This window comes from Pseudomonas sp. 58 R 12 (genome assembly GCF_900005865.1).
GTDB classification, from domain to species: Bacteria; Pseudomonadota; Gammaproteobacteria; order Pseudomonadales; family Pseudomonadaceae; genus Aquipseudomonas; species Aquipseudomonas tritici.
In genome coordinates, this window is record NZ_CVTP01000014.1 from 1 (window position 1) to 21,171 (window position 21,171).

At 56.4% G+C, this 21,171-nt stretch carries 15 protein-coding genes, 2 tRNA genes and 3 rRNA genes; 3 read left to right on the plus strand and 17 right to left on the minus strand.

Annotated elements, in window-relative coordinates; genetic code table 11:
• Window positions 1-9: 9 nt before the first annotated feature.
• From rrf to mrcB, 14 genes are all read right to left on the minus strand, one after another.
• Window positions 10-125: ribosomal RNA gene (gene rrf, locus BFP95_RS07590) — 5S ribosomal RNA — on the minus strand.
• 156 nt (window positions 126-281) lie between these two features.
• Window positions 282-3,173, minus strand: a 23S ribosomal RNA gene (locus tag BFP95_RS07595).
• A gap of 249 nt (window positions 3,174-3,422) precedes the next feature.
• Window positions 3,423-3,498 (minus strand) — tRNA-Ala (locus tag BFP95_RS07600).
• A gap of 30 nt (window positions 3,499-3,528) precedes the next feature.
• A tRNA-Ile gene (locus tag BFP95_RS07605) sits at window positions 3,529-3,605 on the minus strand.
• 82 nt (window positions 3,606-3,687) lie between these two features.
• Window positions 3,688-5,224 (minus strand): 16S ribosomal RNA (locus tag BFP95_RS07610).
• Together the 16S, 23S and 5S rRNA genes with 2 tRNA genes alongside form the textbook arrangement of a ribosomal RNA operon.
• 545 nt (window positions 5,225-5,769) lie before the next feature.
• Window positions 5,770-6,390, minus strand: coding sequence for a protein-methionine-sulfoxide reductase heme-binding subunit MsrQ (gene msrQ / locus BFP95_RS07615; RefSeq protein ID WP_065881619.1), 621 nt, complete (start codon window positions 6,388-6,390; stop codon window positions 5,770-5,772).
• Window positions 6,390-7,403: a protein-methionine-sulfoxide reductase catalytic subunit MsrP gene (gene msrP, locus BFP95_RS07620; protein WP_065875698.1), complete on the minus strand. Its 1,014-nt coding sequence runs from the start codon at window positions 7,401-7,403 to the stop codon at window positions 6,390-6,392. The genes msrQ and msrP overlap by 1 nt, the downstream gene beginning before the upstream one ends.
• 63 nt (window positions 7,404-7,466) lie before the next feature.
• Window positions 7,467-8,324, minus strand: a complete 858-nt coding sequence (gene pssA / locus BFP95_RS07625; RefSeq protein WP_049711521.1) for a CDP-diacylglycerol--serine O-phosphatidyltransferase — start codon at window positions 8,322-8,324, stop codon at window positions 7,467-7,469.
• Window positions 8,325-8,467: 143 nt separating this feature from the next.
• Window positions 8,468-9,484 carry a ketol-acid reductoisomerase gene (gene ilvC / locus BFP95_RS07630; protein WP_065875697.1) on the minus strand — a complete coding sequence of 339 codons (1,017 nt, stop codon included), beginning with the start codon at window positions 9,482-9,484 and terminating at the stop codon, window positions 8,468-8,470.
• Between the two features lie 47 nt (window positions 9,485-9,531).
• Entirely contained in the window at window positions 9,532-10,023 is a 492-nt protein-coding gene (gene ilvN, locus BFP95_RS07635) for an acetolactate synthase small subunit (protein ID WP_003176102.1), read from the minus strand.
• 2 nt (window positions 10,024-10,025) lie between these two features.
• The gene (locus BFP95_RS07640; RefSeq protein ID WP_065875700.1) at window positions 10,026-11,750 is read right to left on the minus strand and encodes an acetolactate synthase 3 large subunit; all 1,725 of its coding nucleotides are present in this window, start codon (window positions 11,748-11,750) and stop codon (window positions 10,026-10,028) included.
• 431 nt (window positions 11,751-12,181) lie between these two features.
• A complete protein-coding gene (locus BFP95_RS07645) occupies window positions 12,182-12,511 on the minus strand; it encodes a YqcC family protein (RefSeq protein ID WP_065875696.1) in 330 nt (109 codons plus the stop codon).
• Complete coding sequence (locus tag BFP95_RS07650) at window positions 12,511-13,245, minus strand: tetratricopeptide repeat protein (RefSeq protein ID WP_065881620.1); 735 nt, start codon at window positions 13,243-13,245, stop codon at window positions 12,511-12,513. The genes BFP95_RS07645 and BFP95_RS07650 overlap by 1 nt, the downstream gene beginning before the upstream one ends.
• A 16-nt stretch (window positions 13,246-13,261) precedes the next feature.
• Window positions 13,262-15,586 carry a penicillin-binding protein 1B gene (mrcB, locus tag BFP95_RS07655; protein ID WP_065909727.1) on the minus strand — a complete coding sequence of 775 codons (2,325 nt, stop codon included), beginning with the start codon at window positions 15,584-15,586 and terminating at the stop codon, window positions 13,262-13,264.
• A 118-nt stretch (window positions 15,587-15,704) separates the two neighbouring features.
• On the opposite strand from mrcB, the gene BFP95_RS07660 reads away from it, so the two are divergent.
• The 3 genes from BFP95_RS07660 (at window position 15,705) to BFP95_RS07670 (ending at window position 18,164) form a co-directional block, all read left to right on the plus strand.
• Window positions 15,705-17,261 (plus strand): bifunctional aminoglycoside phosphotransferase/ATP-binding protein, encoded by a 1,557-nt coding sequence (locus BFP95_RS07660; RefSeq protein ID WP_065909732.1) that lies wholly within the window; start codon window positions 15,705-15,707, stop codon window positions 17,259-17,261.
• Window positions 17,262-17,353: 92 nt separating this feature from the next.
• Window positions 17,354-17,698 (plus strand): pentapeptide repeat-containing protein, encoded by a 345-nt coding sequence (locus BFP95_RS07665; protein ID WP_065875692.1) that lies wholly within the window; start codon window positions 17,354-17,356, stop codon window positions 17,696-17,698.
• A 193-nt stretch (window positions 17,699-17,891) separates the two neighbouring features.
• Window positions 17,892-18,164: a TfoX/Sxy family protein gene (locus BFP95_RS07670; RefSeq protein WP_010206563.1), complete on the plus strand. Its 273-nt coding sequence runs from the start codon at window positions 17,892-17,894 to the stop codon at window positions 18,162-18,164.
• Window positions 18,165-18,401: 237 nt separating this feature from the next.
• On the opposite strand, the gene BFP95_RS07675 is transcribed toward BFP95_RS07670, so the two are convergent.
• From BFP95_RS07675 to BFP95_RS07685, 3 genes are read right to left on the minus strand one after another with little or no spacing between them, the layout of a single operon-like run.
• The gene (locus BFP95_RS07675) at window positions 18,402-19,169 is read right to left on the minus strand and encodes a heme ABC transporter ATP-binding protein (protein WP_065881627.1); all 768 of its coding nucleotides are present in this window, start codon (window positions 19,167-19,169) and stop codon (window positions 18,402-18,404) included.
• Entirely contained in the window at window positions 19,169-20,206 is a 1,038-nt protein-coding gene (locus BFP95_RS07680) for a FecCD family ABC transporter permease (protein WP_065891109.1), read from the minus strand. The genes BFP95_RS07675 and BFP95_RS07680 overlap by 1 nt, the downstream gene beginning before the upstream one ends.
• Window positions 20,203-21,081, minus strand: coding sequence for a heme/hemin ABC transporter substrate-binding protein (locus BFP95_RS07685; protein ID WP_065881631.1), 879 nt, complete (start codon window positions 21,079-21,081; stop codon window positions 20,203-20,205). The genes BFP95_RS07680 and BFP95_RS07685 overlap by 4 nt, the downstream gene beginning before the upstream one ends.
• Window positions 21,082-21,171 lie beyond the last annotated feature (90 nt).

Sequence of the window (21,171 nt, forward strand, 5' to 3'; positions counted from 1 at the left end):
GGAATTTAATCTTGACGATGACCTACTCTCACATGGGGAAACCCCACACTACCATCGGCGATGCATCGTTTCACTACTGAGTTCGGGATGGGATCAGGTGGTTCCAATGCTCTATGGTCGTCAAGAAATTCGGGTACTGAGTCGTGGCCAGATGGCCTCGCTTCAGCAAATTGGGTATGTGACAGCTTTCGGTGTTTTCGTGAGATCGAACTTTCGGTTCTATCGTCTTCACACACCGCAATCTGATGCTCGTTAGAGTAGTCAAATTGCTTGGGTGTTATATGGTCAAGCCTCACGGGCAATTAGTATTGGTTAGCTCAACGCCTCACAGCGCTTACACACCCAACCTATCAACGTCGTAGTCTTCGACGGCCCTTCAGGGGACTCAAGGTCCCAGTGAGATCTCATCTTGAGGCTAGTTTCCCGCTTAGATGCTTTCAGCGGTTATCTATTCCGAACATAGCTACCCGGCAATGCCACTGGCGTGACAACCGGAACACCAGAGGTTCGTCCACTCCGGTCCTCTCGTACTAGGAGCAGCCCCTCTCAAATCTCAAACGTCCACGGCAGATAGGGACCGAACTGTCTCACGACGTTCTAAACCCAGCTCGCGTACCACTTTAAATGGCGAACAGCCATACCCTTGGGACCGGCTTCAGCCCCAGGATGTGATGAGCCGACATCGAGGTGCCAAACACCGCCGTCGATATGAACTCTTGGGCGGTATCAGCCTGTTATCCCCGGAGTACCTTTTATCCGTTGAGCGATGGCCCTTCCATACAGAACCACCGGATCACTAAGACCTACTTTCGTACCTGCTCGACGTGTCTGTCTCGCAGTCAAGCGCGCTTTTGCCTTTATACTCTACGACCGATTTCCGACCGGTCTGAGCGCACCTTCGTACTCCTCCGTTACTCTTTAGGAGGAGACCGCCCCAGTCAAACTACCCACCATACACTGTCCTCGATCCGGATAACGGACCTGAGTTAGAACCTCAAAGTTGCCAGGGTGGTATTTCAAGGTTGGCTCCACGCAGACTGGCGTCCACGCTTCAAAGCCTCCCACCTATCCTACACAAGCAAATTCAAAGTCCAGTGCAAAGCTATAGTAAAGGTTCACGGGGTCTTTCCGTCTAGCCGCGGATACACTGCATCTTCACAGCGATTTCAATTTCACTGAGTCTCGGGTGGAGACAGCGCCGCCATCGTTACGCCATTCGTGCAGGTCGGAACTTACCCGACAAGGAATTTCGCTACCTTAGGACCGTTATAGTTACGGCCGCCGTTTACCGGGGCTTCGATCAAGAGCTTCGCGTTAGCTAACCCCATCAATTAACCTTCCGGCACCGGGCAGGCGTCACACCCTATACGTCCACTTTCGTGTTTGCAGAGTGCTGTGTTTTTAATAAACAGTCGCAGCGGCCTGGTATCTTCGACCGGCATGAGCTTACGGAGCAAGTCCTTCACCCTCACCGGCGCACCTTCTCCCGAAGTTACGGTGCCATTTTGCCTAGTTCCTTCACCCGAGTTCTCTCAAGCGCCTTGGTATTCTCTACCCAACCACCTGTGTCGGTTTGGGGTACGGTTCCTGGTTACCTGAAGCTTAGAAGCTTTTCTTGGAAGCATGGCATCAACCACTTCGCTAACTAAAAGTTAGCTCGTCATCAGCTCTCGGCCTTAAGATCCCGGATTTACCTAAGATCTCAGCCTACCACCTTAAACTTGGACAACCAACGCCAAGCTGGCCTAGCCTTCTCCGTCCCTCCATCGCAATAACCAGAAGTACAGGAATATTAACCTGTTTTCCATCGACTACGCTTTTCAGCCTCGCCTTAGGGACCGACTAACCCTGCGTCGATTAACGTTGCGCAGGAAACCTTGGTCTTTCGGCGTGGGTGTTTTTCACACCCATTGTCGTTACTCATGTCAGCATTCGCACTTCTGATACCTCCAGCAAGCTTCTCAACTCACCTTCACAGGCTTACAGAACGCTCCTCTACCGCATCACTTACGTGATACCCGTAGCTTCGGTGTATGGTTTGAGCCCCGTTACATCTTCCGCGCAGGCCGACTCGACTAGTGAGCTATTACGCTTTCTTTAAAGGGTGGCTGCTTCTAAGCCAACCTCCTAGCTGTCTAAGCCTTCCCACATCGTTTCCCACTTAACCATAACTTTGGGACCTTAGCTGACGGTCTGGGTTGTTTCCCTTTTCACGACGGACGTTAGCACCCGCCGTGTGTCTCCCATGCTCGGCACTTGTAGGTATTCGGAGTTTGCATCGGTTTGGTAAGTCGGGATGACCCCCTAGCCGAAACAGTGCTCTACCCCCTACAGTGATACATGAGGCGCTACCTAAATAGCTTTCGAGGAGAACCAGCTATCTCCGAGCTTGATTAGCCTTTCACTCCGATCCACAGGTCATCCGCTAACTTTTCAACGGTAGTCGGTTCGGTCCTCCAGTTAGTGTTACCCAACCTTCAACCTGCCCATGGATAGATCGCCCGGTTTCGGGTCTATTCCCAGCGACTAGACGCCCTATTAAGACTCGCTTTCGCTACGCCTCCCCTATTCGGTTAAGCTCGCCACTGAAAATAAGTCGCTGACCCATTATACAAAAGGTACGCAGTCACCCAACAAAGTGGGCTCCCACTGCTTGTACGCATACGGTTTCAGGATCTATTTCACTCCCCTCTCCGGGGTTCTTTTCGCCTTTCCCTCACGGTACTAGTTCACTATCGGTCAGTCAGTAGTATTTAGCCTTGGAGGATGGTCCCCCCATATTCAGACAAAGTTTCTCGTGCTCCGTCCTACTCGATTTCATGACTAAGAGATTTTCGCGTACAGGGCTATCACCCACTATGGCCGCACTTTCCAGAGCGTTCCGCTAATCTCAAAGCCACTTAAGGGCTAGTCCCCGTTCGCTCGCCACTACTAAGGGAATCTCGGTTGATTTCTTTTCCTCAGGGTACTTAGATGTTTCAGTTCCCCTGGTTCGCTCCATACACCTATGTATTCAGTGTAAGGTAACCATCTTATGATGGCTGGGTTCCCCCATTCAGACATCTCCGGATCAAAGTCTGTTTGCCGACTCCCCGAAGCTTTTCGCAGGCTACCACGTCTTTCATCGCCTCTGACTGCCAAGGCATCCACCGTATGCGCTTCTTCACTTGACCATATAACCCCAAGCAATCTGGTTATACTGTGAAGACAACATTCGCCGAAAATTCGATAATACTCAAAACTGAGTAACTCACAAATTTTACCTTAGCCTGATCCGTTACCAGTGAAAGTAACGTTCAGTCTATCTTTCTATCACATACCCAAATTTTTAAAGAACGATCTAATCAAAGACTAGAAATCAACATTCACCATCATAACGATGGAATGCTCATTTCTAAGCTTTCATAACGTAGAAGCAGTAGTGGTGGAGCCAAACGGGATCGAACCGTTGACCTCCTGCGTGCAAGGCAGGCGCTCTCCCAGCTGAGCTATGGCCCCGTATTTCTACAGGCGTTTCCCACACAAAATTGGTGGGTCTGGGCAGATTCGAACTGCCGACCTCACCCTTATCAGGGGTGCGCTCTAACCAACTGAGCTACAGACCCAATTTCGGGCTGCTTCTTATCGTCTTCTTCAATGAATCAAGCAATTCGTGTGGGAACTTATGGAGCAGCTGATGTCGTCGATTAAGGAGGTGATCCAGCCGCAGGTTCCCCTACGGCTACCTTGTTACGACTTCACCCCAGTCATGAATCACACCGTGGTAACCGTCCTCCCGAAGGTTAGACTAGCTACTTCTGGTGCAACCCACTCCCATGGTGTGACGGGCGGTGTGTACAAGGCCCGGGAACGTATTCACCGCGACATTCTGATTCGCGATTACTAGCGATTCCGACTTCACGCAGTCGAGTTGCAGACTGCGATCCGGACTACGATCGGTTTTCTGGGATTAGCTCCACCTCGCGGCTTGGCAACCCTCTGTACCGACCATTGTAGCACGTGTGTAGCCCAGGCCGTAAGGGCCATGATGACTTGACGTCATCCCCACCTTCCTCCGGTTTGTCACCGGCAGTCTCCTTAGAGTGCCCACCATTATGTGCTGGTAACTAAGGACAAGGGTTGCGCTCGTTACGGGACTTAACCCAACATCTCACGACACGAGCTGACGACAGCCATGCAGCACCTGTCTCAATGTTCCCGAAGGCACCAATCTATCTCTAGAAAGTTCATTGGATGTCAAGGCCTGGTAAGGTTCTTCGCGTTGCTTCGAATTAAACCACATGCTCCACCGCTTGTGCGGGCCCCCGTCAATTCATTTGAGTTTTAACCTTGCGGCCGTACTCCCCAGGCGGTCAACTTAATGCGTTAGCTGCGCCACTAAAAGCTCAAGGCTTCCAACGGCTAGTTGACATCGTTTACGGCGTGGACTACCAGGGTATCTAATCCTGTTTGCTCCCCACGCTTTCGCACCTCAGTGTCAGTATTAGTCCAGGTGGTCGCCTTCGCCACTGGTGTTCCTTCCTATATCTACGCATTTCACCGCTACACAGGAAATTCCACCACCCTCTACCATACTCTAGTCAGTCAGTTTTGAATGCAGTTCCCAGGTTGAGCCCGGGGATTTCACATCCAACTTAACAAACCACCTACGCGCGCTTTACGCCCAGTAATTCCGATTAACGCTTGCACCCTCTGTATTACCGCGGCTGCTGGCACAGAGTTAGCCGGTGCTTATTCTGTCGGTAACGTCAAAACAATCACGTATTAGGTAACTGCCCTTCCTCCCAACTTAAAGTGCTTTACAATCCGAAGACCTTCTTCACACACGCGGCATGGCTGGATCAGGCTTTCGCCCATTGTCCAATATTCCCCACTGCTGCCTCCCGTAGGAGTCTGGACCGTGTCTCAGTTCCAGTGTGACTGATCATCCTCTCAGACCAGTTACGGATCGTCGCCTTGGTGAGCCATTACCTCACCAACTAGCTAATCCGACCTAGGCTCATCTGATAGCGCAAGGCCCGAAGGTCCCCTGCTTTCTCCCGTAGGACGTATGCGGTATTAGCGTCCGTTTCCGAACGTTATCCCCCACTACCAGGCAGATTCCTAGGCATTACTCACCCGTCCGCCGCTCTCAAGAGAAGCAAGCTTCTCTCTACCGCTCGACTTGCATGTGTTAGGCCTGCCGCCAGCGTTCAATCTGAGCCATGATCAAACTCTTCAGTTCAAACATCTTTGGGTTTTTAAGAAACCCTAAACTTGGCTCAGCAATCGTTGGTTACATCTTTGATTTCTCGCGGAGTAACTTGTGATGCTGATAATCTTGTTGACTATCAGTCTGACTCCACAAGCACCCACACGAATTGCTTGATTCAGTTGTTAAAGAGCGGTTGGTTAAGATCTTTCGTCTCAACCGAGGCGCGCATTCTACAGCAGCCTCATTTGCTGTCAAGTGATTATTTTCAGAAGTTTTCGAAGAATTCTTCAACAACTTCAACCACTTGCGCTTCCGATCTCTCGTTAGCGGGAGGCGAATTCTACAGCGTTACACGCTGCTGTCAACACCTCTTTTTCTCCGCTTTCGACCGAGAGGATCGAAACGTTAATAGAGCCAAACAACGCTGCCCTACCAACTCCTTCTGGGCTTCGATCAACTGAAGCAACTCGCTGTCGAATCTCGCATAACTCTTTGTTTACCAAGGAGTTTTCCGTTTCGACTGCGCCGGAAGTGGGGCGAATTATAGACTTCCAGAATCTGCCGTCAACCCTTAATTACGCTTTTGTTGCAGAAAATGGTTTTTTCGCAATAAGGCGGGGGATCCGGCGCATTACAGGCGGTATTCGCAGCACTAAGAGCAACACACCTATAGAAGCATAGATAGCCCACTCCTTCAGATCAGCCCGCACAATCCACAGCATATGCAGCAAGCCGAGGCCAAGAATCACATACACCAGGCGATGCAGCTTCTTCCAACGACTCCCCAGCCGACGCTGACTATAACGATTCGACGTCACCGCCAATACCAACAGCAACAGGAACCCCAACGCCCCCACAATGATGTAAGGCCGCTTGCGCAATTCCACGCCCAACTGCGTCCAATCCAACCCCAGTACAAACACACAATAAGCAGCCAGATGGAGCACCACATAGGCAAAGCACCACAAACCCAACTGCCTCCGCACTGCTATCCACCCCGCCCAACCGCTAAGCTTCTGCAGCGGGGTCATCCCCAGCGTGATCAGCAACAAGATCAACGTACCCAGCCCCAGTCGATCGACCAGAACCTTGCCCGGATCAGGCCCGAGGGCGAAACCCCACGCCTCATACAGCCAATACAACGGCCATATCGCCGCAGCTATAAAGACGCCAATGCGCCAAACTGGATAGCGCATCAGTAGTTCTTCCGCAAATCCAGACCGGTATAAAGAGAAGCCACCTCATCGGAGTAGCCGTTGAACATCTGCGTTTCACGCACATTCGGACTGAACAGGCCGCTCGGCAGACGACGCTCCCGCGCCTGAGTCCAGCGAGGGTGGTCGACCGTTGGGTTCACATTCGCATAGAACCCATACTCATCCGCAGCGATGCTCTGCCAAGTGGTTTTCGGTTGCTCGCTCACGAGACTGATCCGCACAATGGACTTCACACTCTTGAAGCCATACTTCCAAGGCACAACCAAGCGTAGCGGCGCGCCGTTCTGGTTGGGCAATTCACGCCCATACATGCCAACAGCCAGGATCGCCAGCGGGTTCATCGCCTCATCCAGGCGCAACCCTTCTATATAAGGCCAATCGATCAAGCCGAAACTCGAACGCTGGCCCGGCATACTCTTGGAATCCTGAAGAGTTTCAAAGCGGATGTACTTGGCCTTGGAGGTTGGCTCAACCTGCTTGAGCAAGGCCGAGATCGGAAAGCCGATCCAGGGGATGACCATCGACCACGCCTCGACGCAGCGCAGACGGTAGATCCGTTCTTCCAATTGATACGGCTTCATAAAGTCTTCCAGGGCATATCGCCCCGGCTTGGCGACTTCGCCATCAATCACCACACTCCAGGGCTCGGTCTTGAGCGAGCCCGCATTCGCTGCGGGATCACCCTTGTCCGTACCAAACTCATAGAAGTTGTTGTAGTGAGTCGCATCCTTGAACGGCGTGATCGCTTCGTCCTTTACCGTAACTGCCTGCCATTGGGTACTCGGCAGCTTCTCGGCAAACCAGCTCGGCGCCCTGCCCGCTTCAACATCAGCATAACGTGAGGCTTCCTCAGCATTGGCCCAACGCGGCAAACTGCTGGCTGCGATGCCGGCAAGCGCACCACCAAGCAAGCTGCGGCGAGAAAGATAGAAAGATTCAGGAGTGACATCCGATTCATGGCAATCGGACGCTTTAGGCAACTTGATTAACATGGCAACTCCGCAGCGTTGGAGAACTGATGCACCAATAGACTGCGGAGTATGGGGGAAATTACATTAAGGCAATGTTTTGTCGCGGCGCAGATGCAACAGATACTGAACCGGGCCCGAAGCGGCGTAGACCAGGAACGCCAGCAACAGAATACGCGGAGGATCACTGAACACCACGGCGAACACCAGCACCACTGCCAGGATTGCCACGAAAGGCACGCGCCCCTTGAGGTCCAGCTCCTTGAAGCTGTTGTACTTGATGTTGCTGACCATCAGCATGCCGGCAGCAGCTACCATCAACGCCACCAGGAACGACATTTTCGAACCCTGAATGCCGTAATCACTGAACGCCCAGACAATACCTGCCACCACCCCCGCAGCCGCCGGGCTGGCAAGACCGATGAAATACCGCTTGTCAGCAGTCCCCACCTGAGTATTGAAGCGCGCCAGACGCAAAGCAGCGCCCGCAACATAGATGAAGGCGACCATCCAGCCAACCTTACCCATATCACCCAGCGCCCAGGCAAATGCCAGCAACGCGGGGGCTACACCAAACGCGACCATATCCGACAACGAGTCGTACTCGGCACCGAAGGCGCTTTGCGTGTTAGTCATGCGTGCCACACGACCATCAAGGCCGTCGAGCACCATGGCAACGAAAATGGCAATGGCAGCAAAACCGAAATACTTACTGGCACTCACCGCATCACCCGCCGCCAGCGCACTTTGGGCGCTCATGGAGTTGATGATGGAATAGAAGCCGGCAAACAGGTTTGCCGTAGTGAACAGGTTCGGCAAAAGATAGATGCCACGATGCCGGACCTTGCGACCTTCGGCGTCATGCCCTTCTTCGACATGCTCATCGATCGGCAGCAGGCTTTCGGCGTCAGAAGCCTGGTGTGGCTCTTCGGGACGTTCGCTCATGGACTTTACCTTGCAACGGTGTGAAAAAATTCGACAAATACTTGCGGCGAGTGTTCGCCCGCAAACGATGCAGCTTTATACCAGAACCAGCCCACAAACGAAAAAACGCGGCCTAGGCCGCGTTTTCCGTTGATGCGTACGACTTAGTTTTTGGCTTTGTCGACGATCTTGTTGGCACCGATCCACGGCATCATGGAGCGCAGTTGCTCGCCGATGATTTCGATACCGTGAGCGGCGTTGTTACGACGCTTGGCGGTCATCGAAGGGTAGCCGGTAGCGCCTTCGCTGATGAACATTTTGGCGTATTCGCCGTCCTGAATACGTTTCAGGGCGTTGCGCATGGCCTGACGGGACTCGGCGTTGATCACTTCCGGACCAGTCACATACTCGCCGTACTCGGCGTTGTTGGAGATCGAGTAGTTCATGTTGGCGATACCGCCTTCGTACATGAGGTCAACGATCAGTTTCAGTTCGTGCAGGCATTCGAAGTAGGCCATTTCCGGAGCGTAGCCAGCTTCAACCAGAGTTTCGAAACCGGCTTTTACCAGTTCAACGGTACCGCCGCACAGAACAGCTTGTTCGCCGAACAGGTCGGTTTCAGTCTCGTCTTTGAAAGTGGTTTCGATGATGCCGGTACGACCACCGCCAACACCGGCAGCGTAGGACAGCGCAACGTCCTTGGCATTGCCCGAGGCGTCCTGGTAGATCGCGATCAGGTCAGGAATACCGCCGCCTTTGACGAACTCGGAACGCACGGTGTGGCCCGGGGCTTTCGGCGCGATCATGATCACGTCGAGGTCAGCGCGTGGCACTACCTGGTTGTAGTGAATCGCGAAGCCGTGGGAGAAGGCCAGGGTGGCGCCCTTCTTGATGTTCGGCTCGATTTCGTTCTTGTACAGCGCGGACTGGAACTCGTCCGGGGTCAGGATCATGACCAGGTCGGCAGCAGCAACGGCGGAAGCAACGTCAGTCACTTTCAGGCCATGGGCTTCAGCCTTGGCAACAGTGGCCGAGCCTTTGCGCAGGCCAACAGTCACGTCAACGCCGGAATCTTTCAGGTTGCACGCTTGTGCGTGACCCTGGGAGCCGTAGCCGATGATGGCGACTTTCTTGCCCTGGATGATCGACAGGTCACAATCTTTTTCGTAATAAACTTTCATGAGGTTCCTCTATATATCCAGGCCGTAAGGCCATTCACTAATTTGGGTTAAATGCTGAGTACTTTGTCGCCACGGGCAATCCCGGTGACACCACTGCGTACTGTTTCCAGAATCGAGGCCGTCCCGATCGATTGGATGAAGCTGTCCAGCTTGTCGCTTGTACCGGTCAGTTGAACGGTATAAACGCTGGCGCTCACATCGACGATCTGCCCGCGATAAATATCGGTAGTGCGCTTGATCTCGGCACGCTGGGCGCCGGTGGCCTTGACCTTGACCAGCATCAGCTCGCGCTCGATGTGGGCACTCTCCGACAGGTCGACCAGCTTGACCACTTCGATCAGCTTGTTGAGGTTCTTGGTGATCTGCTCGATCACCTCATCGTGGCCCACGGTGGTCAACGTCAGGCGCGACAGGGTCGGGTCTTCGGTCGGGGCCACGGTCAGGCTTTCGATGTTGTAGTTGCGTTGCGAAAACAGGCCGACAACACGAGACAGAGCGCCGGGTTCGTTCTCCAGAAGCAGGGAGATAATATGCCGCATGATTAAGTACGCTCCGTCTTGTTCAGCCACATGTCGCGCATAGAGCCGTCTTTGATCTGCATCGGGTAGACGTGCTCGCTGGTATCCACCTGAATATCGATGAACACCAGGCGGTCCTTCATGGCGAACGCCTCTTCCATCTTCGGCTTCAGATCTTTCAAGTCGGTGATGCGGATGCCAACGTGGCCATAGGCCTCAACCAATTTGACGAAATCTGGCAGCGACTCCATGTAGGAATGAGAGTGACGGCTACCGTAGCTCATGTCCTGCCACTGGCGAACCATGCCCAGCACACCGTTGTTCAAGCACACGATCTTCACCGGAAGGCCGTACTGCAGGCATGTCGACAGTTCCTGGATATTCATCTGGATGCTGCCTTCACCGGTGACGCATGCAACGTCAGCGTCCGGGAAACTCAGTTTCACGCCCATGGCCGCAGGGAAACCAAAGCCCATCGTGCCCAGGCCGCCGGAGTTGATCCAGCGGTTAGGCTTATCGAACTTGTAGTACTGCGCAGCGAACATCTGGTGCTGGCCCACGTCGGAGGTCACAAAGGCGTCGCCCTTGGTCACTTCGCACAGGGTCTCGATCACGGTTTGTGGCTTGATGATGCTGCCGTCGCCCTTGTCGTAAGGGAACAGGCCGCGATCACCGCGCCATTCGTCAATCTGCTTCCACCAACTGGCGACGGATTCCTTGTTCGGCGCTTCGCCGATGTCCTTGAGCGCGGCAACCATCTCGGTCAATACGCTTTCAACAGGACCTACGATCGGCACGTCGGCCTTGATGGTCTTGGAGATGGACGCCGGGTCGATGTCGATATGGATGATCTTGGCGTTCGGGCAGAATTTGCTCGCGCCGTTGATTACCCGGTCATCGAAACGTGCACCCACTGCAAGGATCACATCGGCATGGTGCATCGCCAGGTTGGCGGTGTAGCTGCCATGCATGCCGAGCATGCCGACGAACTGGCGATCCGTACCCGGGAATGCGCCGAGGCCCATCAAGGTGTTGGTCACCGGCAGGTTGAGCAGCTTGGCCAGTTCGGTCAGCGGTGCGGAACCGCCGCCCAGAATCACACCACCACCCGAGTACAACACGGGACGCTTGGCCGCCAGGAGCATTTCTGCTGCCTTGCGAATTTGCCCCGAGTGCCCACGAACGGCCGGGCTGTAGGAACGCAGCTTGGCTTTTTTCGGGAAGATATATTCGAATTTTTCCGCCGGATTGGTCATGTCCTTCGGGATATCGACCACGACAGGCCCCGGGCGACCGGACTGTGCGAGGTAGAAAGCCTTCTTCATGATTTCCGGAATTTCCGACGCATGCTTGATCATGAAGCTGTGTTTCACGATCGGCCGGGAGATACCGATCATGTCGGTTTCCTGGAATGCATCGGTACCGACCATGGTGCTTGCCACCTGGCCAGAAATGATCACCATCGGGATGGAGTCCATATAGGCAGTCGCGATGCCGGTAATGGCATTGGTTGCGCCTGGGCCGGATGTTACCAGTACCACGCCGGCTTTACCGGTGGCACGGGCATAACCGTCAGCCATATGGGTCGCGGCCTGTTCGTGGCGAACCAGGATGTGGGTAACAGCCGGCTCCTTGAACAGTGCGTCGTAGACATGCAGCAGAGCACCACCTGGGTACCCGTAGATATAGTCGACGCCTTCGTCACGCAAAAAGCGGACGAGCATCTCACCGCCAGATAAAAGCTCCACGTTGTTCACCTCTAAAACGCCAGAATACCGTCCGTTGAAAACCGACGGGTCTTAATAGGTTTACTTCTCAACAGAGCATGAGCGACGGTGGTCGCCGACTACGTCAGCACTGACTGAGCAAGTATTGGGATCGTCCCAAGTGTTGCGGGCTTTTCCCACCCAGCGCGAGGTAACGCGTTGCGGGTGTAACAGGTCGGCGCGGATGTGCGCCTCATGATCTGCTGAGCGGGCCTGCTTCTGGCAGTCCCGATACAGCGGACTTTGGATTCTTCTGTTTCAGCCCCTTCAAGTCAAGCAATAATTGCGCTTTTTTCCAACTAAGCGCATGAGAACGTAGGAGAAAGGGGTTTGAGGAGGGATAAAACTCGCCTGAATGTCGTCAAGCGGTAGAAATGTGCGCAAGACTGCCGGAAAACCCGGCAGTCAGGCAATTAACGAGCGTCGGCGATCAGTTGGTCGAACTTTTTCAGCGCATTGCGCAAGCCGAGGCTTTCCAGCGGGCGGTCCGCGTAGACCATCTCCGCCATCTCCATGATCCCTGAAGCATTTGGCAATGGCAGGTCCTGCTCGAGGATCTGCTTCATGCGCACCAGGAAGATCCATTGCAGCCACTGGTGAAAGTCCAGGGTGTCTACCGAAAAGGGCTCAACGCTGCTGAGTGCCTCGACGCTGGGGGACATCTCGTCCCACCAGCCCTGCACGCGCAATTCGCGCTCAATCAGCAATAACTGTTCGGCAATTGCGGGAAAGCGTGCATCCATCAGAGGCTGACCTTGGCTTTCTGGCGAGCCTGGGCCGCGCCGGCTGCGTCACCTTGTGCGGCACGCGCGTCACCAATCAAGGCCCACAGACTGGCTTGCAGGTCTGGACGACCGTTAGCCAGGGTCAGGCCCCGACGGGCAAACTGCTCGGCTTGCGGTGCGTCGCCCTGGGCCATGCGTACTTGCGCCAGACGGTACAACACTTGAGGCTCGCGAGGTGCAACACGCTGGGCACGCTCAAGGCTGGACGACGCGCCGTTCAAATCCCCCCCGGCCTGCTGTTGCTGGGCAGTGGTCAGCAGCGCCAGCACCGGGCCGTCCAATTGCTCATCAGCCGACAGGCCGCCACCGCTGGAGGATGACGGAATACCACTTGGCGTCGACGGCATGTTGTAGGTGCCTTGATTGATCGGCGCCGCTTGAACCGGCGTGGAGTCAATCGGGCCCGAGGTGCTTGGGCCCGGCGTCCAGGGCTCAGCACTGATCGGCGCCGATGCCGCTGCGCCGCCGCCTGGCACCATCACCACCACGCCGGAATCCTGTGGCATTGCCTGGGTCGTTGCCTGCGCAGGGCGCTGGGTCACGGTTTGACGGAACCCGCCATTGGCCGAAATCCGGTCGTTATTGGAGACGGCTGTGCTCGAGTCCACCACGGGAATGGAGCCGCGCTGGACGCTGGAGCAACCGCTGAGCAAAGCCAGAGCTGTAATAGCTGGAAACAACCATTTGTTCACTTGAAACCCTCTTTGCTTAATTCATCCAGCCCTTGACCCAATCCATCACCGATTCCGCGTCAGCAGGGGCACTGCCACCGCACGCGGCACCGGGTGGCGGTTCGCTGCCGCGAATATACGGCATCTGCACCGCGCCCGGACAATTGGCATCGGAGCCTTGACCCGTGTGCGGATCAATCCAGGCCTGCACGATGTTATCCGGCTGCGGCATGTTCAACGGCAGCGGGTCGGCCTTGCGCATGAAACTGGTCCAGACCTGCAGCGCACCGGTAGCACCGGTGAACGGGGTCTTGCCGTTATCGTCACGCCCCAGCCACACCACCGCCAGCACGTCCTGGCCGAAGCCGGCGAACCAACTGTCGCGCGAATCGTTACTGGTACCGGTCTTGCCCGCCAGCGTCAGGTTCGATGGCAGGACCTTATAGACAGAACTACCGGTACCTTCACGCATCACGCGCTGCATGGCGTTCTGAATCAGATAGATGGAGCCCGCATCAAAACGTTGCTGAATCTGGAACGGGTAACGCTTGAGCGGCTCGCCTTCGGCAGTCAACACGCTGCGGATCCCGCGCATCGGTGTATTGAAACCACCGTTGGCTAGGGTCTGGTACATGGTTGCGACTTCCATCGGGGTCATCGCGCCAGCGCCCAGCAGGATCGACGGAAAGGCCGGGAATTCACGGGTGACACCCAGTCGCGCGATCGTCTTGAGGACGTTCGGCACGCCGACTTCAAGGCCGAGGCGGGAAGTGGAGATGTTGTAGGAGTGAGCGATCCCTTGGTATAGGAACACCGTACCGTGGGAGCGACGGTCGAAGTTCTGCGGCGTCCACACCTGGCCATCAGCCCCCTTGACCGACAATGGATCATCCGACAGCCAACTGGTCAGCGTGTATTTGCTCGGCTTTTCCAAGGCGGTCAGGTAAACCGCAGGCTTGACCAGCGAACCGATTGGCCGTACCGCATCCAGCGCGCGGTTGAAACCGGCGAAGCTGGCCTGGCGACTGCCGATCATGGCCTGCACTTCACCGGTTTCCGGGTTGGTCACGACCATTGCCGCTTCGACTTCATCGGAGCCTTTACGCCCCGTGAGGCGCTTGAAGGTGTCATTGACGGACGCTTCGGCTTTCATCTGCAGGATCGGGTCGAAACTGGTGAAGATCCGCAGGCCTTCTTCGGTCAAGTCTTCGTCGCGGTAGTCTTCACGCAGTTGACGTTTGACCAGATCGATAAAGCCTGGGAAGGAGCTGTCCGCCAGCTTGCCGCGGGTAGTGACACCCAGTGGCATTTTCTTCGCCGCCGCAACTTGCTCCGCCGTGGCAACGCCCTGCTGCTCAAGCACATCGAGCACCAGGTTTCGACGTTCCAGTGCGCGCTCAGGGTTACGACGCGGGTTGTAGTAGGAAGGCCCCTTGACCATGCCCACCAGCAACGCGACCTGATGCAGCTTCAATTCAGACAGCGGCTGGCCAAAGAAGAACTGGCTGGCCAAGCCAAAACCATGCACGGCGCGCTGGCCGTCCTGGCCGACGAACACCTCGTTGAGGTAGGCCTCGAGGATTTCCTGCTTGCTGTAGTGCAGCTCCAGCAGCATCGCCATCATGGCTTCGGTGAGCTTACGGGTCAGGCTGCGCTCGCTGGTCAGGTAGAAATTCTTGACCAATTGTTGCGTGAGCGTACTGCCGCCCTGGGTCATCTTACCGCCAGAGGTGTTCACCCAAACCGCGCGGGCAATCGACTTCGGCGAGACGCCCCAGTGGTGGTAGAAATCGCGGTCTTCGACGGCAACCAGGGTTTCCAGCAGGTACGGCGGCACCTGATCAAGCTTGATCAGGATGCGATCTTCAAGGTTTTTCGGGTAAATGCCGCCAATCATCAGCGGTTCCAGGCGAACCACGGGCAGCTTCGAGCCATTGAGCGAGGACAACTCGGCAACGTAATCGCCGGAAAAGCGCACGCGCACCGGCTGGGCTTTTTCCAGGCCTTCATAGAACTGGAAGCCACGGGTATTCAGGTCGACGGTGTTGCCCGTGACGGCGGCCGCACCCGGACCGTTGCTCACGGGTTCACGGCGGTAGCCCAAGGCGTCGAGCTCGGTCAGGAAGTCGTCCTTGCTCAGCTTCTGGCCGGTGAACAGTTCCAGTGGACGCGCGTACACCTTGGCCGGAATGGTCCAGCGCTTGCCGGAGAATTTCTCCTGGACCACAGCGTCGAGGTACACCGCAAAGCCGGCTAGCACGACGAGGCCCACCAAGCCAAGCTTGAGCGCCCAGCCCAGCCAAGGGCGCAGGCCACGGGAGGGAGGTTTTTTACGGGAACGGGGAGATCGGGTTCGAGTCATGGCGGCGGATTATACGCACTTTATTGAGGATCAACATGAGCCGGACAGCGGTTTGCACGACCGGCCGCAGCAGCCATAATGCCCGCCATGTTTTTCCCCAGACTCTGAAGGATCGCCCGTGAGCCAGTCCCTGATCGCCGCCCTGCAAAACCCGGCTTTATACCCCCATCCGGTTGAAGCATTCCAAGTCATCGAGACCCATATTTCCTGGGTCGTACTGACCGGTTCCTACGCTTATAAACTGAAGAAGCCGATGAACTTCGGCTTTCTGGATTTCACCGACCTGGAAAAGCGCGGCCACTTCTGCCGGGAAGAACTGCGCCTCAACCAGCGCCTGACAGACGATTTGTATCTTGAAGTGTTGCCGATCACCGGCACTGCCGAAGCCCCGCAACTGGGTGGCGATGGCCCGGTGATCGAGTACGCGCTGAAAATGCGTCAGTTCCCACAAAGCCAATTGCTCAGTACCCTGCAAGCCAACGGCGAACTGACCAGCGCGCACATTGATGAGATGGCCAAGCAGATCGCGCACTTCCACCTCACCGCGCCGACAGTCCCGCAAGAACACCCTGCCGGCACCCCGGACGAAGTGATGGCACCGGTTCGCCAGAACTTCGATCAGATCCGCCCGTTCCTCAGCGACAAGGTTGACCTGGCTCAACTGGACGCGCTGCACGCCTGGGCCGAAAGCAGCTTCGAGCGCCTCAAGCCGCTGTTCGCCCAGCGCAAGCTGGAGGGTTTTACCCGCGAATGCCACGGTGATATTCACTTGGGTAACGCAACCCTGATCGATGGCCACGTGGTGATCTTCGACTGCATCGAGTTCAACGAGCCTTTCCGCTTTACCGACGTGTACGCCGACACCGCCTTCCTGGCCATGGACTTGGAAGACCGTGGCCTCAAGTCCCTGGCGCGTCGCTTCATCAGCCAGTACCTGGAGCTGACCGGTGATTATCACGGCCTGGAAGTCCTGAACTTCTATAAAGCCTACCGAGCGCTGGTACGCGCCAAGGTTTCACTGTTCAGCATGCCGAGCGAAGCCAGCCCGGTGCAGCGCGCGACGACCCTGCGCCAATACCGCAACTATGCCAACCTGGCGGAAAGCTACAGCACCATTCCGTCGCGCTTCCTGGCAATTACCCATGGTGTTTCGGCCGTAGGCAAAAGCCATGTTGCCATGCGCCTGGTCGAAGCCTTGGGCGCTGTGCGCCTGCGTTCGGATGTGGAGCGCAAGCGCCTGTTCGGCGAGCAACATGTGGAAAACACGCCTCAGGCCGGCATCTATGCAGCCGATGCCAGCGCGGCGACCTACGCGCGCTTGAATGAAATCGCCGACACCGTCCTTCGCGCAGGTTACCCAGTGGTGCTGGATGCGACCTTCCTTAAGCGCGAACAACGTGATGCAGCTGCCAAGATTGCTGAAGCCACCGGTGCACCCTTCCTGATCCTGGATTGCAATGCGCCTCAGGCCGTTATCTCAAGCTGGTTGGCGCAACGTCAGGCAGATAAAAACGATCCTTCCGACGCGACATTGACGGTTATCGAAGAACAGCACGCCAATCGCGACCCGCTGACAGCCGAGGAACTGCTCCTCAGCAAACGCGTCGAAACCAACGAAAGCGGGACCCTGGATGCCTTGGTCGCGCATATTCGCCAACACTTGCCAGGCTTGTAAGAAAAATTTCTTGGTCGTGTCGTCTGCCAAGTCGCACGACCACGCAATAGTGGCACTATAATGGCGTCATAAATCCAACAGGAGTCGCCTTCATGAGTCAGCCCAAGCTTCTTGATACTCCGCTTTACTCGCTCCTGCATAAAGATGATGTCCGAGGATTTAACGAGGAACGCCCAAAAGACGGCGTCATCGATATGCGCGGTGGCGACTTCCGTGGGTTGGACCTGCGTGAGCTTAACGCCGCTGGCGTGGATTTTACCGACGCGTATTTCCGCTCCGCCGATTTGCGTGGCCTGGACTTGCGTGACTGCCCACTGGAAGGAGCGAGCCTGGCCCATGCGCAGATTTCCGGTACTTACTTCCCGCCAGAACTCACTGCCGATGAGATCCTCATGTCGGTCAATTTCGGCACCCGCCTACGCTACCGCACCCGCTAAAATCCGCTGCCTCTACCCCGGTTTCGCATAGTCGAACCGGGGACTTCCCGCCTGCATGATCTAGTCATTCTCATACGTCTTTAGGCCGTTTCCGACTAAAGAACTACGCTTTTCCTACTGAGCGCTACACTCCTGCTCAGGCTTGCCTGGTCACGATACCCACCGAACCATTCGGCCGTCGCAAGGAGGCTTGATGAACGATGAGCTGCAACACCTGAAAAACCTCGGCAAGACGTCAGCACAGTGGCTGCACGCAGTGGGCATCCACAGTGCGTCCGACTTGCGTCGCCTGGGCGCGGTCGATGCTTACCGAGCCGTGCGGACGCGCGGGTTCCGCGCGTCAAAAGTGCTGCTGTATGCCATCGAAGGGGCATTGATGGATGTGCACTGGAACGACATTCCTGCTGAGCGCAAGGAAGCGTTGAACCGTCAATTGGACGCTCTGTCGGCACGCCAGAAAAATTAGCTCGACTATAAAACCCAACATTTACAGGCATTGCGAACATACGTTTGAGAAAACGCGGAAGACATGCAAAAACAAATGTTGACTCTCAAATGAGAATCGTTATGATTATCACAACTGGTCGCGAGATCAGCCGATAACTGAAAGACCATTGGTTCGGACTCTCAGATTATCTCCTCATCAGGCTAATCACGGTTATTTGACCCGGCTCTTGCCGGGTCTTTTTTTGCCTGTCAAAACCTAGCGCGCAATAATCAACGGATGCCCACGTTCCGGATGGGGTTGCACGAGCACATCCAGACCAAACACCGCTTTCAGCGGCTCAGGCTGCATTACCTGCGCCGGTGTATCCAGGGCATGGGGACACCCCGCCTGAAGCAACAGAATTCGATCACAGTAACGCGCCGCCAGGTTCAGGTCATGAAGGATCACCAGCACTGCCGCTCCTCGATCGGCAAAGGTCCGGATGGCCTGCAAGGTTGTATGTTGGTGCAAGGGGTCCAGCATTGACGTCGGCTCATCCAGCAGTAACGTCTGCCCTGCTTCACCTGGCCATAACTGCGCAAGCACGCGCGCCAGGTGAACGCGTTGACGCTCCCCGCCAGACAACGCCAGGTAGCTGCGACCGCTCAAGTGACCGACATCTGCCGCCTGCAAGGCTGCCTTTATAATCTCGTCGTCGCGTACTCGCCCAGTTTGATGTGGCAAACGCCCCATGCCGACAACCTCTTCGACGCGGAATGCAAAGTCCAGCGTCGAAGCCTGGGGCAAAACCGCAAGGCGCTGCGCCCGCTGCGCACCACTCCATTCGCTCAACGGTCGTTGATCCAGCCACACCGTGCCTTGATCGGGATGCAGTTCACCGCACAACGCGCCTAGCAACGTGCTTTTACCCGCGCCATTTGGGCCCAATACGCCAAGCACCTCGCCCGGCAATAAATCGAGGGTGACATCCGCCAACACAATTTTACGCCCGCGACAGATCTGCAAGTCTTCCACACGCAGCATCAGGCATGCCCCCGCAACAACAGGTAAAGAAAAAACGGAGCGCCGATAAACGCAGTGACGATGCCGATCGGCAGTTCAGCCGGCGCCAAGGCAAGGCGCGCTACCAGATCGGCAAACAGCAGCAAGCTTGCACCCGCCAATACGGAAGCTGGCAACAGCACCCGATGATCCGGCCCCGCCAGCAATCGCACCAAATGCGGCACCACCAGGCCCACGAAGCCAATCATGCCTGCTGCGGCCACCGCAGCGCCCACCCCCAAAGCCGTGCAGAAGACCAGCTCACGCTTAAGCCTTTCCACATCAATCCCAAGGTGATTGGCTTCTGACTCGCCGAGCAGCAATGCATTCAGCGCCTTCGCTCGGCGCGGCAACCACAGCGCCACACCCGCGCTCACCAGCAACAGCGGCCATAACCTGGAATAGCTGGCGCCGTTAAGGCTCCCTAGGTTCCAGAATGTCAGGGTGCGCAAGGTGGCGTCATCGGCCAGGTAGGTAAACAGGCCCACCGCAGAGCCGGCGAGGGCTGTAAGGGCAATGCCGGCAAGCAGCATCGTCGCGACATTGGTTTGGCCGTTGCGCCGCCCCAGTCGATAGACCAATGCGGTGACGCCCAGCCCGCCGAGGAATGCGCACAGCGATAACAAGTACGGCCCGAATGCATCCGGCAAACCGCCAAAAAACGAAGCACCGACAATCGCCACTGCAGCCCCCAACGCCGCACCGCTGGAAACCCCGACTAATCCAGGATCAGCCAGAGGGTTGCGGAACAATCCCTGCATCGCCACTCCCGACAAAGCCAACACGCCGCCGACCGCCAACCCCAGCAGCGTACGCGGCAAACGGATCTGCCCCAGGATCAGCTCAGCCTGCTCCAGCCCCTGTGCCTCAATAGGCAGCCCCATCAGTCGCAACGCGGCGTTGAGCGTATCCAGCAATGGCAAGCTGACCGGCCCCAATGCCAGCGAGAGCCAGATAGCCAATACACACAACAGCGCCAGCCCAATAAAGAGCGTCTTCGGTTTAACCAACGTGGTCATGGGGCAGGCTTAGCCTGGGACGGATAAAACCCGGCAGACAGCTCTGCCAGGCTTTGCGGCAGGCGCGGCCCAAGCCCGCCGACCAGCAAGGTGGTGTCCACCTCAAACACCCGCCCACTCTTAGCCGCCGGAGTGGAAGCCAGGATCGGATTCTCTTTGAATAGCGCCGCACGCGCCGCATCACCACTCAGGGCACGGTCAGCAAATACCAGCACATCCGGGCTCAACCCCGCCAACGACTCCACCGAAAAAGGTTTGTAACCACTATGGGTCGCCAGATTGCGCCCGCCCGCCTGTTGCAACATCCAATCAGCCGCCGTGTCTTTGCCCGCGATCAGCGGCTTGCCGCCTGCATGCCCGAGCAGCAGCAATACACCTGGCGCGTTTTGGGTGGACTGAGCCTTGGCGACCCAACGCTTTTGCTGGTTCAGCGCCTGCTCATATCCGGCAAACAATTCGGAGGCCTTGGCGTCATTACCCAACAACTTGCCCAAGTGCTGAAGATTGCCTTTTAACGCAAGCAAGTCAGGCTGCGCCGAGAACATCTCCACCTGCACGCCCGCGCTACGAATCTGCGCCAGCACGGGCGGTGGGCCCATTTCTTCAGTCCCCACCAGCACCTGCGGGCGCAAACTCAGGATGCCTTCAGCCGACAACTGTCGCTGGTAGCCAATGCTCGGCAACGCCCTGAGGGACTCGGGATGTTGACTGGTGGTATCGACCCCCACCAGTTTTGCCTCACCGCCCAGGGCCGTCACCCATTCCGACAGCGCCCCACCGGCACTTACCCAGCGTTGTGGCAGTTCAGAGGCTTGGGCCCCATGGTTGACCAGCAGTCCGACAACAAGCGCGATAGCGCTGGCACTCAGGCGCATAACAGGGTTTCCTTCCAGGGGCAGGGCCGCTCAAGCACTCATCAATGTGACAGAAAACGCTTGCCCACCATCGTAATGAGCGCCCGTACA

Coding starts and splice junctions, on each gene's coding strand:
- msrQ (WP_065881619.1), bottom strand. CDS start 6,390: ATGCGCTATCCAGTTTGGCGCATTGGCGTCTTTATAGCTGCGGCGATA.
- msrP (WP_065875698.1), bottom strand. CDS start 7,403: ATGTTAATCAAGTTGCCTAAAGCGTCCGATTGCCATGAATCGGATGTC.
- pssA (WP_049711521.1), bottom strand. CDS start 8,324: ATGAGCGAACGTCCCGAAGAGCCACACCAGGCTTCTGACGCCGAAAGC.
- ilvC (WP_065875697.1), bottom strand. CDS start 9,484: ATGAAAGTTTATTACGAAAAAGATTGTGACCTGTCGATCATCCAGGGC.
- ilvN (WP_003176102.1), bottom strand. CDS start 10,023: ATGCGGCATATTATCTCCCTGCTTCTGGAGAACGAACCCGGCGCTCTG.
- BFP95_RS07645 (WP_065875696.1), bottom strand. CDS start 12,511: ATGGATGCACGCTTTCCCGCAATTGCCGAACAGTTATTGCTGATTGAG.
- mrcB (WP_065909727.1), bottom strand. CDS start 15,586: ATGACTCGAACCCGATCTCCCCGTTCCCGTAAAAAACCTCCCTCCCGT.
- BFP95_RS07665 (WP_065875692.1), top strand. CDS start 17,354: ATGAGTCAGCCCAAGCTTCTTGATACTCCGCTTTACTCGCTCCTGCAT.
- BFP95_RS07670 (WP_010206563.1), top strand. CDS start 17,892: ATGAACGATGAGCTGCAACACCTGAAAAACCTCGGCAAGACGTCAGCA.
- BFP95_RS07675 (WP_065881627.1), bottom strand. CDS start 19,169: ATGCTGCGTGTGGAAGACTTGCAGATCTGTCGCGGGCGTAAAATTGTG.
- BFP95_RS07680 (WP_065891109.1), bottom strand. CDS start 20,206: ATGACCACGTTGGTTAAACCGAAGACGCTCTTTATTGGGCTGGCGCTG.
- BFP95_RS07685 (WP_065881631.1), bottom strand. CDS start 21,081: ATGCGCCTGAGTGCCAGCGCTATCGCGCTTGTTGTCGGACTGCTGGTC.